15 protein-coding genes and 1 riboswitch are annotated in these 16,277 nt (G+C 73.2%); of the genes, 7 read left to right on the top strand and 8 right to left on the bottom strand.

Annotation, left to right across the window (positions count from 1 at the left end):
• Window positions 1–82: 82 nt before the first annotated feature.
• From ACXVGS_RS01730 to ACXVGS_RS01750, 5 genes are all read right to left on the bottom strand, one after another.
• The gene (locus ACXVGS_RS01730) at window positions 83–490 is read right to left on the bottom strand and encodes a universal stress protein (RefSeq protein WP_141788730.1); all 408 of its coding nucleotides are present in this window, start codon (window positions 488–490) and stop codon (window positions 83–85) included.
• 60 nt (window positions 491–550) lie between these two features.
• Window positions 551–1,690: a homoserine O-acetyltransferase MetX gene (gene metX / locus ACXVGS_RS01735; RefSeq protein ID WP_458533702.1), complete on the bottom strand. Its 1,140-nt coding sequence runs from the start codon at window positions 1,688–1,690 to the stop codon at window positions 551–553.
• 34 nt (window positions 1,691–1,724) lie between these two features.
• Window positions 1,725–1,836, bottom strand: a riboswitch (SAM riboswitch).
• Between the two features lie 82 nt (window positions 1,837–1,918).
• Entirely contained in the window at window positions 1,919–3,004 is a 1,086-nt protein-coding gene (locus tag ACXVGS_RS01740; protein WP_458533703.1) for a DUF4192 domain-containing protein, read from the bottom strand.
• A gap of 117 nt (window positions 3,005–3,121) precedes the next feature.
• Window positions 3,122–3,490, bottom strand: coding sequence for a YkvA family protein (locus ACXVGS_RS01745; protein WP_458536566.1), 369 nt, complete (start codon window positions 3,488–3,490; stop codon window positions 3,122–3,124).
• A gap of 105 nt (window positions 3,491–3,595) precedes the next feature.
• On the bottom strand, window positions 3,596–4,321 hold the full coding sequence (locus ACXVGS_RS01750; protein ID WP_458533704.1) for an EcsC family protein: 726 nt from the start codon (window positions 4,319–4,321) through the stop codon (window positions 3,596–3,598).
• A gap of 47 nt (window positions 4,322–4,368) precedes the next feature.
• On the opposite strand from ACXVGS_RS01750, the gene ACXVGS_RS01755 reads away from it, so the two are divergent.
• The 3 genes from ACXVGS_RS01755 to ACXVGS_RS01765 all read left to right on the top strand — a co-directional run bounded on the left by ACXVGS_RS01755 (window position 4,369) and on the right by ACXVGS_RS01765 (window position 7,427).
• Window positions 4,369–5,928, top strand: a complete 1,560-nt coding sequence (locus tag ACXVGS_RS01755) for an ATP-dependent DNA ligase (protein WP_458533705.1) — start codon at window positions 4,369–4,371, stop codon at window positions 5,926–5,928.
• A gap of 130 nt (window positions 5,929–6,058) precedes the next feature.
• Window positions 6,059–6,928, top strand: coding sequence for a sulfurtransferase (locus tag ACXVGS_RS01760; protein WP_458528022.1), 870 nt, complete (start codon window positions 6,059–6,061; stop codon window positions 6,926–6,928).
• A 25-nt stretch (window positions 6,929–6,953) separates the two neighbouring features.
• On the top strand, window positions 6,954–7,427 hold the full coding sequence (locus tag ACXVGS_RS01765) for a SufE family protein (protein ID WP_458536567.1): 474 nt from the start codon (window positions 6,954–6,956) through the stop codon (window positions 7,425–7,427).
• On the opposite strand, the gene ACXVGS_RS01770 is transcribed toward ACXVGS_RS01765, so the two are convergent.
• Window positions 7,400–8,734 (bottom strand): MFS transporter, encoded by a 1,335-nt coding sequence (locus ACXVGS_RS01770; protein WP_458528020.1) that lies wholly within the window; start codon window positions 8,732–8,734, stop codon window positions 7,400–7,402. The two genes, ACXVGS_RS01765 and ACXVGS_RS01770, sit on opposite strands and share 28 nt — an antisense overlap.
• 57 nt (window positions 8,735–8,791) lie before the next feature.
• Window positions 8,792–10,042, bottom strand: a complete 1,251-nt coding sequence (locus tag ACXVGS_RS01775) for a hypothetical protein (protein WP_458536568.1) — start codon at window positions 10,040–10,042, stop codon at window positions 8,792–8,794.
• Between the two features lie 132 nt (window positions 10,043–10,174).
• On the opposite strand from ACXVGS_RS01775, the gene ACXVGS_RS01780 reads away from it, so the two are divergent.
• Both ACXVGS_RS01780 and ACXVGS_RS01785 read left to right on the top strand, forming a co-directional pair.
• Window positions 10,175–11,896 (top strand): DNA polymerase, encoded by a 1,722-nt coding sequence (locus ACXVGS_RS01780; RefSeq protein WP_458531888.1) that lies wholly within the window; start codon window positions 10,175–10,177, stop codon window positions 11,894–11,896.
• Between the two features lie 42 nt (window positions 11,897–11,938).
• On the top strand, window positions 11,939–12,736 hold the full coding sequence (locus tag ACXVGS_RS01785; RefSeq protein ID WP_458528073.1) for a DUF1206 domain-containing protein: 798 nt from the start codon (window positions 11,939–11,941) through the stop codon (window positions 12,734–12,736).
• A 71-nt stretch (window positions 12,737–12,807) separates the two neighbouring features.
• Here the strand turns inward: ACXVGS_RS01785 and ACXVGS_RS01790 are convergent, their stop codons facing one another.
• Window positions 12,808–13,725 (bottom strand): proteasome assembly chaperone family protein, encoded by a 918-nt coding sequence (locus ACXVGS_RS01790; RefSeq protein ID WP_458528017.1) that lies wholly within the window; start codon window positions 13,723–13,725, stop codon window positions 12,808–12,810.
• Window positions 13,726–13,969: 244 nt separating this feature from the next.
• Between ACXVGS_RS01790 and ACXVGS_RS01795 the strand changes: the two genes are divergently transcribed.
• Entirely contained in the window at window positions 13,970–14,575 is a 606-nt protein-coding gene (locus tag ACXVGS_RS01795; protein ID WP_458528016.1) for a TetR/AcrR family transcriptional regulator, read from the top strand.
• Window positions 14,576–14,650: 75 nt separating this feature from the next.
• Window positions 14,651–16,216, top strand: coding sequence for an MFS transporter (locus ACXVGS_RS01800; RefSeq protein ID WP_458531887.1), 1,566 nt, complete (start codon window positions 14,651–14,653; stop codon window positions 16,214–16,216).
• The last annotated feature ends 61 nt before the right edge of the window (window positions 16,217–16,277 follow it).

Raw genomic sequence — 16,277 nt, forward strand, 5'->3', positions numbered from 1 at the left:
ACCTGCAACAACGCTCGAGGCGGCCCGATCCTTCCCGCCCCTCGCGGTGCGCAACCCGTGGCGAGCCGCGCCGCCGCGCCCCTCAGCCCTCGGTCGGGGCCTTGACCGCCAGGACCGGACACGGGGCATCCAGCAGGATGCGCTGGGCGTTGGAGCCGAGGATGAGCTTGCCGACCGGCGTGCGCCGGCGCAGGCCGATCACGATGAAGTCGGCCTCGACCTCCTCGGCCGCGGCGATCAGGTCCTCGGCGGGCTCGTTGCCGCGCACCAGCTGGCGCACCTCGTGCTCGACCCCGACGTCGTCGAGCTGGGCCTGGACCCCGCGCAGCTCCTCGTCGAACCGGGTCGCCTCGTCGGCGTCCAGGTCCTTGCCGCCGCGGTTGGAGTTGATGACGATCAGCCGGGTGCGCCGCAGCAGGCACTCCTCGGCGGCACGGCGTAACGCCGCTCGCCCCTCCTTCGTCGGCACGTAGCCCACAACGACGGCCACCTGAACCTCCTCGTCCAGTCGCGCAGCGCGTGCTGCTCCGTGCGGCGACCGTACCGGATATCAGCGGGCGCGTCGTGAGGACGGTGACGCCTCGCCGAGGGCCTCGCGCAGGATCTGTCCGACCTGCCCGATCTCGATGAGGAAACCGTCGTGGCCGTAGTCCGAGCGAACCCGGTGCGCGGGGCCGACGGCGGCCGGCGCGGTCGCGATCTCGTCGGACAGCCGAGGCGGGTAGAGCCGGTCGGAGTCGACGCAGGCGACCGTGAGCCGGGCGGTCACCCGCTCCAGGGCGGCCTTCCAACCGCCGCGGCCGCGGCCCACGTCATGGGAGTTCATGGCCTCGGTGAGCACGAGGTAGGAGTTGGCGTCGAAACGCCGGGCCAGCTTGTCCGCGTGGTGGTCCAGGTAGCTCTCGACCGCGAACCGCCCCCCGCCGCCGAGCGGCTGCTCCTCCCCCTGCGGGTGGCGCCCGAAGCGCTCGGCCAGCTCGTGCTCGCTGCGGTAGGTCACGTGCGCGATCCGGCGCGCCAGGCCCAGCCCGGCGTCCGGGCCGACCGGGTGGCCGTAGTAGTCCCCGCCCCGGAAGTGCGGGTCCTGCCGGATGGCCAGCAGCTGCGGCTGGCACCAGGCGATCTGCTCGGCGGTGGCGTAGGCACCGCTGGCCAGCACGATGCAGGCCTCCACCCGGTCGGGGTGGGTGACCGCCCACTCCAGCGCCCGCATGCCGCCCATGGACCCGCCGAGGACGGCCGCCCAGCGCTCGACGCCGAGCGCGTCGGCCAGGCGGGCCTCCACCTCGACCTGGTCGCGGACGGTGACATAGGGGAAGCGGCTGCCCCAGGGGCGCCCGTCGGGGTCGCTGCTGGCCGGGCCGGTGGTGCCCTGGCACCCGCCGAGGACGTTGCTGGCGACGACGAGGAAACGGTTGGTGTCCAGCGGCCGGCCGGGACCGATCAGCCCGTCCCACCAGCCCGGCGTGGGGTGGCCCGCGCCGGCCGGTCCGGCGACGTGGCTGTCCCCGGTGAGGGCGTGCTCGACGAGGATGGCGTTGTCGCGGGCGGCGTTGAGCCGGCCCCACGTCTCATAGGCCACCCGCACCTCCGGCAGCGAGCCGCCGACCTCGAGGGCCAGGCCACCGACGGCGAGTTGCCGACGGCCGGGGCCGGTCGTGGCACGCAGCGGGTCGGAGATCACGGTCACGGCGGCTCCCTGGGAGGTCGTCAGGGCCCGGCCGGGCCCGCGCTTGCCACCTGTGGTCCAGGTGGCCCGGTCATCACCCGGGGCACCCCACCGCGGTGGAGGGTTGCCGTCCAGCAAGCCGGGGCTACGCGCTGGAGCTCATGACCTGCCCGCAACTGTACGCCCGACGCCCCACCGACCCGACCGACCGTCCGCGTGCTGGACCCCCCTGCCCAAGGGCCACACGGCTCAGGCGGAGGCGCGGTCGGGACGGATCGCGAGGTCGACCATGCGCTCCAGCAACGCGGCAAGCCGGTAGCCGGGGTCGACCGCCAGCGCCCGGTCCAGCGCGACTCGGGTGAGCGCGCCGTCGCCGCGCCACCAGGCGAGGTTGGCCAGCACCGTGAGGGCCGCGACCGCCCACTCGTCGGGAAGGACCCCGCACAGGGCCACCAGCCTGGCCTCGACCCGGCGCTGTGCGGTGACCTCGGCGACGTCCGGCTCCCCACGCCCCCAGCCACGCACGGGAAGGAAGCGGCGCAGCTGCTCACGCAGGCCCGGGTCGACCAGGTCCAGCTCGAGGGTGCCGGGACACAGCCAGGCGACCAGCGCGTCACGCAGGTGCACGTCGACCAGCGAGCACGCGGCCAGGGCGAGGTCGCCCGGCGGCAGGTCGGTGACCGCCGGGGCCGCGTCGTCCTCACGCAGCAGCTCGGCCCACACGGCCAGCGCCCGCGCTCGCTGCTTCTCCAGGTCGGGTTGGTGCTCGTCGTGGCCGTCCGACACCACCTGGAGCCACTCCTGCGCGCAGGCCCGCACCGCGCGGGTCAGCAGCGGGTGGGACCCCGGCTGCAGGCTGGCCACGAGGGCCTCCCGGTCGACCAGCGGCGCCACCTCCATGCCCACGAAGTCGGCCACCGCCGGCACCTCGTGGCCGGGCTGCAGCAGCGTGCCCGCCGTGGGGCAGCACGCCTCGCTGGTGCAGTCGAGGGCGAACCAGCGCCCCTCCCGCACCACGAGACGGTCCGCCACCGGCAGCCCCATCTCGTCACAGGCGTCGTCGAGCGCGTCGAGCATCGGCGAGGACGCCCCCTCGGCGTCCTCGTAGCCGACCAGCAGGGCCGACTCGGGCCCGTCCGCGGCCAGCGGCCCTGTCATGGCCGCGACCGCCTGGTCGAGGTGCTCGTGCGGCGGAAGGTCAAGCCGCTGCACCAGACCCATGCGGCGGCCGTGGAGGCTGACCACCAGGACGCTGTCACGCGGGTGGTAGCCGAGCTGGTAGGGCAGGACGGCCAGCACGTCGGCCGGCCCCCGGAGGTGGAGTGTCGTCGTCATGACCCGAGCGTGCGGGCGACCGCCCGGCACCGACAGGCGCTGCCGCGCGCCTGTGGACGGTGGGACGAACGGCGGAGGGCTTGTGGACAACGCCGACGGCGCCACGACCCCGGCGGGTCAGCCGACGACGTCCCCCGGCACCGTCCGGCGGCGCTGCTCCTCCCACGCGAGGAACACCTCGGTCTCGTTGACCACGGTGGTCGCGATCCAGGACACGACGACGGCGTCGTCGGCCAGGCCGAACAGGCCGAGCAACGCCTCCGGCGCGAGGTCGATCGGTGACACGACGTAGGCGACCGCCCCGACCAGGAGCGCCAGGCGACCCAGGCTCGTCCCGGCATACTCGCCGCGAGCGGTGGCGCGGACCAGCCGCGGCAGGCTGGACAGCCGCGCGCCCATCCCCGGGCTCCCGGGGCGGGTGACGGCGCGCAGGGCGCGGGCGATGCTGCGGAAGGCGCCCCAGCGCAGGGCGGTGGCGGTGCTCACGGGGACTCTCCTCTGCGGGCGCGGTGCTGGCCCGCCGGTGGGGGGACGGTGCCGGTATGACGAGTGGCTGCGGGCGGCGGTTCCGGCACCACCTCTCGCGGCGGCTCAGGAGCCCAGCTGGCGGGACCGGCGCGGGAACTCGTGGCGGGAGTGGTCGGCGATCCGCTTGAGCAGGTAGGTGTCCAGGCCGGCGCCGACGACGCCGCCGACGAGTGGCACCGCCTTGCCGAAGCGGGTCAGGGTCTTCTTGCCCACCTGGGTCAGCAGCCGGAAGCCGACCGCCTTGTTGACCACCATCAGGGCCGGGCCCGGCAGCTGCTGCGCGGCCAGGTTGGCCAGGCGCCCGGTCTTGGTCAGGCCGGCCTTGGACAGCAGGTCGTCGGCGTCGGCGCCGACGAGCGCCAGCAGGACCGCCGACCGGACCTCGGGCTGGCGGATGTCGTAGCCCCGGGCGGAGGCGATCCCGGCGACCATGCGCGTCGCGACGAGGTAGAACTCGAGCACGTTGGCCGGCAGGGCGACCGGGAGCGTGACGAAACCACCGAGGCTGGTGACGAAGCCGCCGGCCGCGCCCATCTTCAGGTGCAGGCGCACGATCGCGTCCACGGCACCCTCGACGTCGGCGTGGTCGGTCAGGGCGACGTCGGCGACCTTCTGGGCCGAGTCGAACGGACCCTTGCCGTCGATCCCGACGTCGAGCAGCCGCTCGACCATCCGTGCCGCGGTGCTGCCGAGGGCGTGCTCGTCCACCACCGGCTCGGGCGTCCCGGCCGGCAGGACCACCTCGCCTCCGGCGGTGCCGATGCTGCTGTCCCTGTCGAAGATGCCCACTTGGTCTCCTCACGTCGACTGTCGGACCATCCTGCCAGCATGGGCTCATGCTGCTCGCCGAGGTGGTCGCCACGTCCGCCGCCGTGGCCGCCACGGCGTCGCGCAACGCCAAGGTGGGGCTTCTGGCCGACCTGCTGGGCCGCACCCCTGCACCCGACGTGGCCGTGGTGGCGCGCCTGGTCTCCGGTCAGCTGCGCCAGCGGCGCACCGGCATCGAGCTCGCCGGCTGGCGCGACCTGCCGGAGGCCGCACCGGTGGCCACGGTCACGGTCGGCGAGCTCGACGCCGCCATGCAACGGGCCAGCGAGCTCTCCGGACCGGGCTCGGCTACGGCGCGGGCACAGCTGGTGGCCGCGCTGCTCGGCCGGCTCACCGCGGCCGAGCAGGTGTTCCTCGTCGGCGTGCTGCGCGAAGGGCTGCGCCAGGGCGCCGGGGAGTCGCTCGTGCTCGCGGCGACCGCCCGGGCGGCGGGCGCGCCCGAGACGGAGGTCCGGCGCGCGGTGACGGTGAGCGGCAGCCTCGCCGCCGTGGCCGAGGCCGCCCTGATCCGGGGACCCGCGGCCCTGGCCGGGTTCAGCCTCACCGTCGGGCAGGGCGTCGGGCCGATGCTGGCGGCCTCGGGCAAGGACCTTGGTGCCGCCCTGGAGCGCACCGGCCCCGCGGGCGTGGAGTGGAAGCTCGACGGCATCCGCGCCCAGCTGCACCGCGACGGCTCCGACGTGCGGGTGCTGACCCGGTCGCTGGAGGACATCACCGACCGGGTGCCGGAGGTGGTCGAGGCCGTGGCCGCCCTCCCGCTGGACCGGGCCATCCTCGACGGTGAGCTCATCGCGCTGCGTCCCGACGGCCGGCCGCGGCCGTTCCAGGAGACCGGGGGCCGCACCGCCAGCCGGGTGGACCCCGAGGCGGGCCGGCGGACCACCCCGCTCACGGCATACCTGTTCGACGTCCTGCACCTGCAGGGGCAGGACCTCATCGACGAGCCCGGCGACGTGCGCCGCGCGGCGCTCGAGCAGGCCGTCCCGGGCGGGCTGCTCACCCCGCGCCTGGCCGTGCCCGACCCGGGCGACCCGGCCCAGGTGGCCGCGGCCCGGGCGTTTGCCGACGACGCGCTGGCCCGCGGGCACGAGGGCGTGGTGGTCAAGGCCGACACGGCGACCTACGACATGGGCCGGCGCGGCTCGGGCTGGGTCAAGGTCAAGCCGGTGCACACCCTCGACCTGGTGATCCTGGCGGTCGAGCGCGGCTCGGGCCGCCGGTCGGGGTGGCTGAGCAACCTGCACCTCGGCGCCCGCGACCCGCACGGCCGGTTCGGCCCGCCCGGGGGCTTCGTCATGCTGGGCAAGACGTTCAAGGGGCTCACCGACGAGATGCTGCGATGGCAGACCGAGGTCCTCCCCCGCCACGCCGATGGACCCACCGACGGCTACGTCGTGCGGCTGCGCCCCGAGGTGGTCGTCGAGATCGCCTTCGACGGGGTGCAGGCCTCGAGCCGCTACCCCGCCGGGCTGGCCCTGCGCTTCGCCCGCGTGGTGCGGCACCGGCCGGACAAGTCACCGGCCGAGGCCGACGTCATCGAGGCGGTCGAGGCCTTCGCTTCACCATAACTCAGCGTTATGCTGTCCATAATCCGAACCATCCTCCGGAAGGCTTGCTCTGCCCTGACACGATGAGGGCCGAGGGGCTCCCCCTCCCGCGTCGACCTGTCCGCCCACCGACATCCCGGAGGTGCCTGTCATGGCTCTGCCCATCGACGACAACCCGCAGTTCAAGGAATACGCCCACCCCGAGCGGCTCGTGTCCACGCAGTGGCTCGCCGACCACCTCGGGCAGGATGGCCTCGTCGTCGTGGAGTCCGACGAGGACGTCCTCCTCTACGACACCGGCCACATCCCGGGGTCGGTCAAGGTGGACTGGCACAACGACCTCAACGACCCGCTGACCCGCGACTACGTCGACGGTGCCCGCTTCGCCGAGGTCCTGGGCCAGCGGGGCATCGGCCGCGACACCACCGTGGTCATCTACGGCGACAAGAACAACTGGTGGGCCGCCTACGCCCTGTGGGTGTTCTCCCTGTTCGGCCACGAGGACGTGCGCCTGCTCGACGGCGGCCGCGCCAAGTGGATCGCCGAGGGCCGCGAGCTGACCCGCGACGTGCCGACGCCCGCCCCGGTCGACTACCCCGTCATCGAGCGCGACGACAGCGTCATCCGGGCCTTCAAGGACGAGGTCCTCGCCCACCTGGGCCAGCCGCTGGTCGACGTGCGCTCCCCCGGGGAGTACTCCGGCGAGCTGCTGCACATGCCCGACTACCCGCAGGAGGGCGCGGTCCGCGGCGGCCACATCCCCGGCGCGAAGTCGGTGCCGTGGGCCCGGGCCGCGGCCGAGGACGGCACGTTCAAGAACCGCGCCGACCTCGAGGCGATCTACCTGAAGGAGCAGGGCCTGAAGCCCACCGACGACGTGGTGGCCTACTGCCGCATCGGCGAGCGCTCCTCGCACACGTGGTTCGTGCTGACCCACCTGCTCGGCTTCGAGAAGGTCCGCAACTACGACGGGTCCTGGACCGAGTGGGGCAACGCGGTGCGCGTGCCCGTCGAGAAGTGACGCGGGGCTGACGCACACTGTGAGCGTGAGCACCGACACCGACCGCGCCGCCCTGCCCACGGCCCTGGCCGAGATCGCCGAGGACTTCTCCTCGGTCCCCGTCCGCGACCGGCTCGAGCTCCTGCTGGAGTTCAGCGACGGCCTGCCCGACCTGCCCGAGCGCTACGTCGGGCACCCGGAGAAGCTCGAGCAGGTCGACGAGTGCCAGTCGCCGTTGTTCCTCGTCGTCGAGCTCGACGACGCCGTGGACGGGTCAGCCGGGGACCGGCGGGTGCACCTGTTCTTCCAGGCACCCGCCGAGGCCCCGACCACCCGTGGCTTCGCCGGCATCCTGCACGAGGGCCTCGACGGCCTGACCGTCCCGGAGGTGCTCGCCGTCCCCGACGACGCGCCCTACCGCTTCGGCCTGACCGAGGCCGTGTCCCCGCTGCGGCTGCGGGGCATGGTCGCCATGCTCAGCCGGATCAAGCGTCAGGTGCGGCTGAAGTCCGCCGCCTGACCCTCGCGCGCCTGCTGCTGGTCCTCGTGCCGCCGACGCGGCATGAGGGCCAGCGCGCCGAGGGAGACCACGCAGCAGCCCACGATGTACCAGCTGATCCCCGTGCTGGACTTCGTCGAGGACAGGATCGCGGCCGCGATGAGCGGCGCCGGGCCCCCGGCCACGACCGAGGCGAGCTGGTAGCCGATCCCCGCACCGCTGTAGCGGACGTTGGTGCCGAAGCTCTCGGCGATCAGCGCCGCCTGCGGGCCGTACTGCATGTCGTGGACCACCAGTGAGACCACGATGGCCAGCAGCACCAGGCCAGCGGATCGGGTGTTGAGCAGGCCGAAGTAGGGGAAGGCGAACAGCGCCGTGCAGACGATGCCGGCGCCGTAGACGCGCTTGCGCCCCAGGCGGTCGGAGAGGTGCCCGAAGAACGGCACGCTGACCAGACCGAGCCCCGCGGCGAGCAGGCTGTCGTTGAGCAGGTCACCCTTGTCCAGCGCGAGCTCCTTGGTGCCGTAGGTCAGCACGAAGGTGATGAACAGGTAGAACGGCGCCTGCTCCGACATCCGCACGAACGCCGAGGCGAGGATCGCGCGGGGGTGCCGCCTGATCGCCTCCCAGGCCGGCTGGCGCACGACGTCCTCGCTGCGCTGGACCTGGGCGAACTCGGGGCTCTCCAGCACCCGGAGCCGCACGTAGAGCCCGATGCCGACCAGCACGATGCTGACGAGGAACGGCACCCGCCAGCCCCAGGTCTCGAAGCTGTCCCCGGTCACCGAGGTCATCAGCTTGACCATGCCAGTGGACAGCAGCAGCCCGATCGGCACACCGAGCTGCGGCCAGCTGGCCATCAGGCCGCGTCGACCCCTGGCACCCCACTCCATGGACATCAGCACCGAGCCGCCCCACTCGCCGCCCACGCCGATGCCCTGGACGATCCGCAGCAGGGTGAGGATGACCGGGGCGGCCAGGCCGATGCGGGCGTGGCTGGGCAGGACGCCGATGAGGAAGGTGGCGACCCCCATGAGCATCAGCGTCGTGACGAGGGTGGCCTTGCGCCCCACCCGGTCACCGAAGTGGCCGAAGATCGCCGCCCCGATCGGGCGGGCGGCGAAGCCGACGAACTGGGTGCTGAACGCCGCCAGGACCCCGGCGTAGGTCGAGCTGTCGGGGAAGAACACCGACGGGAACACCAGCGCCGCCGTCGTGCCGTAGAGGAAGAAGTCGTACCACTCCACGGTCGTGCCGACAGTGCTGGCCAGCACCGCCCGGCGCCGCTGACCGGCCACGAGCGCCCGGTCCTGGATCTGCTCAGACATGCCACACCCCTTTGTCGAGACGCGCTCCCGGGACGCAGCCCTCCCCCGAGGGGGCTGCTACTGCAGGGTCATCCGTGGCTCACCGGCCACCAGGCCCGTGCCGGCGATGGAGCAGGTGCCGCCGCGCGGCATACCGGCGTTGTAAGCCTGTCGCACGCAGCTGCGCAGCGCCATCTGGGCCCAGTAGTTGGGGTGCAGGCTCTCCTGGATGTAGTAGTCGCTGCCCGCGGTGGAGACGGTGCGGATCTGGTTGACCCACTCGGTCTGGTCGACCGCACCGGGCTGGGTCCAGGAGGACAGGCCCTTCTCCTCGTACAGTCCCACGGTGTTCTCGCACAGCCGGCGGCCGTTGAGCGCCGGGGCCAGCTCGAGGGTGCGCACCCCGGTGACGCCGGAGGCGGCGACCGCGTTGCGCACCGTGGCGTTGATGGTGGCGAGGGCCGAGGTGTTGGCCCAGTCGGCGTCCTTGTTCCAGAAGCCGCAGCCGCCGGTGGACTGGCGGGTGTAGCCGGTCTGGGAGTAGCGGAAGGCCGAGGACGGCGGGATCGGCGAGGGGTAGGTCTGCACCAGCATGGTCCAGGAGCCGTCGGCGTAGCCGGCGTTGCGCATCCCGGTGCGCACGTTCTGCAGCCCGGTGACGATCCGCGACTGGATCGCGCTGACGTTGGCGGAGGTGAAGTTCGAGGTCACGGAGGAGTCGTCGTTGCAGTAGTCCGGCGCCCAGGACGGGGAGGCCAGGAAGTCCTGCACGCACTGCTGCACGATCGAGCCGAAGTTGAAGTCGTTGCCGCCGATGCCGACGACCACCATCTTGACGTTGTGGCCGGTGGCGAAGGTCTGCAGCATCCTGGCCTGGCCCTGCTGGCCGGCCCCGTTGTCGGCGAAGTCCAGACCCGGCTTGAAGTAGCCGTCACTGTCGGTGAACGTCGTCGTGCGCGCGCCGGAGCAGGCCAGGTCCATGCCGTTGACCCCACCACCGATGTAGGCCTCGTCGGCCTTGCTGCGGTGGCACCGGGGGATCTGCTCGGCGGTGTTGCTGGCGTTGTCGAAGTAGGCCGTGGAGCCGAGCGCGTCGGCCGGCGTCTCGCTGTTGTTGGAGCTGCCCGCCCACCGGCCCGCCTCGCCGGAGATGTAGCTGTCGCCGACCGTGACGACCCACGGGGTGCCCGACCCGGGACCGTCCGCGGCCGCGGGCGCGGCCAGGGCCAGGCCGCCGAGGGTGCTGGCGCCGAGGGTCAGGGCGAGGAGGGCCTCACCGAGGCGGTGACGGCGGAAGAAGCCGGGGCGGGACTCGTAGTGCGAGGTCATGCAGGACGCTCCAAGCGACGCAGCGAGGTGCCCTCTCGTGAAGGCCCGGCGCAGCGTGGCACTTTGTCCCGATTTGCGGCTAGACCTCTTGACCAAGATTTGACTGTCATTGGCCTGATGTTGGATGGAAGGGTGAGCTCTGTTCCCGCCCCAGGCCAACGTGCCGACGCCCCGGGGCACGTCGCCGTCGTGTTCGGTCCCGACGTGGCGGCCCTGTCCGGCGACGGGGTCGAGCTGAGCGGCAGCCCCGAGCAGGTGCGCGACCGGGTGGCCGCGCTCGAGGCCGAGCGCCACCCGCGGTGGACCTGGTGGGCGGCCGGCGGCGACGGCCGCGCCCTGGTGGCACACGGCATACGGCCGCAGCGGTGCTGGGACGTCGCCGAGGCCCACCGCGTGCTGGCCGGGGGCTGGGCGGCCGGAGCGGACCGGGCCTGGGCGGTCGCCGCTGGGCTGGACGTCGAGGCCCTCCCCCGCCCGGCCGGCGGCGACCTGTTCGACCTCGTCGCCACCGACGATGCCGCAGACCCCGATTCGGCGGTGCGCCCCGACGGCTACCTGCGACCGGAGGCCCTCGAGCCCGGCTGGCTCACCTGCCCGGAACGGGCGCTGTCGCTGGCACGGGCGGCACTGCAGACCTCCTCGCGCCAGCGGGAGCTGCTGGCACAGGGCGGCCCCCGCCCGGTGGGCACGGCCACCTCGGAGTCCGCCGCGGCACTGCTGTGCGTCGAGCTCGAGCTCGACGGGCTGCCCCTGGACCGGGCCCGCGTCGAGGAGCTCATCACCGCGGCCGCGGGCGAGCGCCCCCGCTCCGAGGAGCACGCCCGCCAGCTGCGGCGCGAGCGCGACGCCGTGGTCCTGGCCCACGCCCCCGGCCGGGAGTCCACCGACCTGCGCAACCCCGTGCAGGTGCGCGAGCTGCTCGCCTCGGTGGGCGTGGTCGTGCCCGACACGCGCGCCTGGCGGCTGGAGCCCTACCGCGGCGTGCACCCCCTGGTCGACGCGCTGCTGGCCTGGCGCAAGGCCGAGCGGATCGCCACGACCTACGGCTGGACGTGGCTGGACACCCACGTCGGGCCGGACGACCGGCTGCGCGGCGGGTGGACCGCCTGCGACGGCGCGGCCGGACGGATGACCGCGCAGAACGGCCTGCACAACCTGCCCACCCCGCTGCGGCCGGCCGTGGCGGCCCACCCCGGGCACGTGCTGGTCCGGGCCGACCTGGGGCAGATCGAGCCGCGCGTGCTGGCCGCGGTCTCCGGCGACCGGGCGTTCGCCGAGGCCACCCGGGCCGCCGACCTCTACGCCCCGGTGGCCCAGGCGCTCGGCGTCGAGCGCGCCGTGGCCAAGGTGGCGGTCCTGGCCGCGATGTACGGCCAGACCAGCGGCGCTGCCGGCGAGGCGCTCAAGGACCTCCAGCGCGCCTACCCCGTGGCCATGGCCTACCTCGAGCGCGCGTATGCCGAGGGGCTGGCCGGGCGCGCGGTGCGCACCTTCGGGGGTCGGCGGGTGCCGATGTGGCAGCTGCCACCGGACCTGCCCGCCTCGGCGGTCGGCGCCGCCACCGCGGCGCGGGGGCGCTTCGCCCGCAACGCGGTCATCCAGGGGGCTGCGGCCGAGCTGTTCAAGGCGTGGGTCGCGACGCTGCGGCTGGCCGTGCGCGACCTCGGCGCCGAGGTGGTGCTCTGCCTGCACGACGAGGTGCTCCTGCACGTGCCGCAGGAGAAGGCCGGTCAGGTCGCCCATCTGGTGGACGAGGTGCTCACTGCAAGCGCACGACGGTGGACCGGCTCATCGGCCGTACAGTTCGTCGCGGACACCAGCGTCATTGCCCGGTGGTCCGACGCCAAGGCATGACCGTCCGGCGTCCGGCACAGCAGGAGGAGAGACCCCGTGGAGATGAGGGACGTCAAGCTGGCCGCCCGTGAGGCCGGCGACCACCCGGTGGTGGAGGGCATGGCCCGGGTCGGCTACGCGGTCAGCGGGGTCATGCACCTGCTGATCGCCTGGATCGGCCTGCAGCTGGCCTGGTCCAGCACCGCGCAGTCCGCCGACCAGTCGGGTGCGCTGCAGTCGCTGGCCGGCAACGGCGTCGGCAAGCTGACGCTGTGGGTGGCGGTCGTCGGCTTCCTCGGCCTGGCCCTGTGGCAGGTCACCGAGGCCGTGGGCGGCTACCACGGCGCCGGCGCCCGCAAGTGGGGTGAGCGGGCCAAGGCGCTGGCCAAGGCTGTCGTCTATGCCGCGCTCGCGTGGACCAGCTTCGCCTTCGCCCGCGGCCAGGTGGGCAAGAGCGGCAAGCAGCAGACCGTCGACTTCACCGCCTCGCTCATGAGCCGCAGCGGCGGGCGCACCCTGGTCATGGTGGTCGGCCTGGTCGTCGTCGGCGTCGGCGTCTACCACGTGGTCAAGGGCGCCAGGAAGAAGTTCCTCCGGGACCTGGTCGAGCACCCGGGGACCGTCGCGGTCCGCGCCGGACAGATCGGCTACGTCGCCAAGGGCATCGCCCTGGTCATCGTGGGCCTGCTCTTCGTCGTCGCCGGCGCCCAGAAGAGCCCCGGCAAGGCGACCGGCCTCGACGGCGCCCTGCACGTCCTGCGCGCGCAGCCGATGGGCCCCGGCCTGCTGACGGTCATCTCGCTGGGCTTCGCGGCCTACGCCGTCTACAGCTTCGCGCGGGCGCGCTACGCGCGGGTCTGAGCCACCCGGCATACCCACAGGTCAGCCCCGGGCGTGATGCGCCCGGGGCTGACCTGTCTGCTGACCAGGTCTCAGTCCTCGTCGTCCTCGGCCTGGGTGCGCAGGAACTGCTCGAACTCCGCGCCGATCTCGTCGGCGGTGGGCAGCTCGCTGACATCGGTCGCGAGCAGGCTCGGGCGCTGGCGGCCCTGGATGAAGCTGTCGTACTGGCGCTCGAGCGCCTCGACGACCTGGGCCACCTCCTCCGAGCCGGCGATCTCCTGGGCGATCTCGGCCCGGTTGAGGCCGGCCGCCGCCGCGAGGCCCTCGGTCGGGATGGCCAGGCCGGTCGCGGCGATGACGGCGTTGAGCCCGGTGAGCGCGGCGTCGGCGTACTCGGACTGGGCGAGGTAATGCGGCACGTGGACGGCGAAGCCGAGCGCGTCGTGGCCGGCCTCCCCCAGCCGCAGCTGGAGCAGCGCGGTGATGCTCGCGGGCACCTGGACGGTGCCGAAGACAGGGTCGTGGGCGCCGATCAGCCGCGGGTCCGTGGCGTGGGGGGTCATGCCGATCGGGCGGGTGTGCGGGACGGCCATGGGTATGCCGTGCACGCTCACCGTGAGCGTCACCCCGAGGTGGACGACGAGCTGGCGCACGGCCTCGATGACCCGCTCCCACTGGTAGTCGGGCTCGGGGCCGGCGAGGACCAGGAACGGCACGCCGTCGGCGTCGACGACCCGGTGCAGGACCAGCGAGGGGTCGGCGTAGCCGGACCAGCGGTCGCGGTCGAAGGTCATGGCCGGGCGGCGGCCGCGGTAGTCGAGCAGCTGGTCGACGTCGAAGGACGCCACGACGGTGTGGTCGAGGGACTCCAGGACGTGCTCGGTGAGCAGGCGCTGGGTCTGCCCGGCGTCGACGAAGCCGCCGAGCGAGACCAGGAGCACGGACGCGCGCAGGTCGCGCGGGTCGGTGTCGGTCTCGAACCGGTAGAGCTCGGACGGGTTCTGCACGGACTCGCCTTTCGTCAGGAAGCGTGGCAGCGGGTGTGGTCCCGTCACTGTGGCGGTGCTGCCTCGGATGTGTTGCTGTCTCAAGCATCTCAACACTGACGGTGGTGGCGGGATTCCGCCCGGGAAGACCCGTGAAAAGCGGTTGTGCGGGCCGCAGGGGCGACCTACAGTGCCGGATGAAACGAAACTGTTTCGTTTCATCCACGGCCGACCACCGGCACACGACCCGAAGGACGCACCACCGATGACCCCACAAGCCGCCGCCACCCGACCGCGGGTCGAGGGCGAGCGCGAGGTCGAGATCTTCGACGCCACCGCCCGCCTGCTGGTCGAGCAGGGCTACGACCGGCTCACCTTCGACGCCATCGCGGCGGCGGTGAAGGCGAGCAAGGCCACGCTCTACCGCCGCTGGGCCGGCAAGGCCGACCTGGTCATCGACACGCTCAAGCACCTCAAGCGGCTGGAGGGGCGCCACCCGGTCGACACCGGCAGCCTGCGTGAGGACCTGCTCGCGCTGGCCTGCGGGGAGGGCGGCCTGACCGACGAGATGCTCGTGGGCATCATCGGTGCGCTCGTGCCGGCCCTGCACCGCGACCCTGACCTGGGCCGCGCCTTCCGGGAGCGGTTCATCGGGCCCAAGCTCGACGCCGCCGTCGTGGCGTTCGAGCGGGCCCGCGAGCGCGGCGAGGTCGGTCCCGACGCCGACCTGGGCTTCCTGGCGCGGATCCTGCCCTCGATGGGCACCCACGAGATGTTCGTCTTCGGCACGTGCGTCACCCGCGACCACGTGGCCCGCATCGTCGACGAGGTGGTGCTGCCCGCCTGCCGGGCCACCCTCGCCGACCACTGACCTCCCGGCCGCGGTCTGTCAGACCACGGCGGGATGCTGAACCACTTCCACTTTCACGAAGGGACCGGACACGAGATGTCCAGCAACACGACCGCGGAGGCGGTCACCCCAGGCCAGGCTGCCGCCGGGGACCACGGTCACCGGCACCTCGGCCTCGCGCTGACGATCATCAGCGCCGCGCAGCTCATGGTCGTGCTCGACGGCACGATCGTGAACATCGCACTCCCCCACATCCAGACCGACCTCGGCTTCACCGCGAGCAACCTGTCCTGGGTGGTCAACGCCTACACCCTGGCCTTCGGTGGGCTGCTGCTGCTCGGCGGTCGCCTGGGCGACCTGCTCGGGCGCCGCCGGATGTTCGTCATCGGCGTGCTGATCTTCGCCGCGGCCTCGCTGTTCGGTGGCCTCGCCCAGAACGAGGCGATGCTGCTGGCCTCGCGCGCCCTGCAGGGCCTCGGCGCGGCCATCGCCTCACCCACGGCACTGGCGCTGATCACCACCACCTTCCCCGCCGGCCCGCCGCGCAACCGGGCGTTCGCGGTCTACGCCGCGATGTCGGGGGCCGGCGCCGCCGTCGGGCTCATCCTCGGTGGCGTGCTCACCGAGTCCTCCTGGCGCTGGACCTTCTTCGTCAACGTGCCGATCGGCATCGTGGTGGCCCTGCTTGCCCCGCGGTTCCTCGGCGAGTCCCCGCGTCAGCACGGAGCCTTCGACATCCCCGGCGCGCTCACCGGCACCCTCGGCCTGGGCTCCCTGGTCTACGGCCTGACCCACGCCGCTCCCCCGCACCACTGGGGCGACGCCCTGACCGTCGGGCCGATCGTCGTCGGCCTGGCCCTCCTGGCCGCGTTCGTGGTCATCGAGCGGCGCGCGGAGCACCCGTTGCTGCCGTTCCGCATCCTCGCCGACCGCACCCGTGGCGTGAGCTTCACGGTCATGCTCGTCGTCGGTGCCGCGATGTTCTCGATGTTCTACTTCCTCGGCCTGTTCATCCAGCAGGTGCTCGGCTACTCCCCGGTCAAGACCGGCTTCGCGTTCCTGCCGTTCAGCTTCGGCGTGGTCATTGCCGCGCAGATCGCCTCGCGCCTGATCAACCGGGTCGACCCGCGCTGGATCGCCGGCGCCGGCACGTTGCTGGCCGCAGGCGGCATGTGGGGCTTCTCCCACCTGACCGTCACCAGCGACTACGTCACCGGGCTGCTGCCGTTCATCCTCATGCTGTCGTTCGGCATGGGCCTGACCTTCGTGCCGCTGACGCTGACCGCCGTGGCCGGCGTGGCCAAGAAGGACTCGGGCGTGGGCTCGGCGGTGCTGAACACCATGCAGCAGGTCGGTGGCACGCTGGGGCTGGCGACGCTGGCGACGGTCGCGGCCTCCAACGGCACGCAGCGGGCGCTCGAGCTCGCCGCGGCCATGAAGGCCAAGGGGGGCACCGGCCAGCAGCCGTCCCCGGAGGCCATGGCCCAGGCCAGGCACGAGATCGCACTGGCGGCGCAGACCTACGGCTCGACCCGGGCCTTCGTCGTCGCGGCCTGCATGATCCTCGGCGGCGCCGTCATCACCGTGATCGGCCTCAACATCAAGCACCAGCGGCTCGCGGCCGACGGAGCCGAGGCCCCGGTCGCAGTCCACGCGGCCTGACCCACCACCGGCCGGTCCGGCTCGCCCGGCCGGCCGGGCACACCGTCGACGGGGGGGGGGG

It is taken from the genome of Oryzihumus sp. (genome assembly GCF_054325275.1).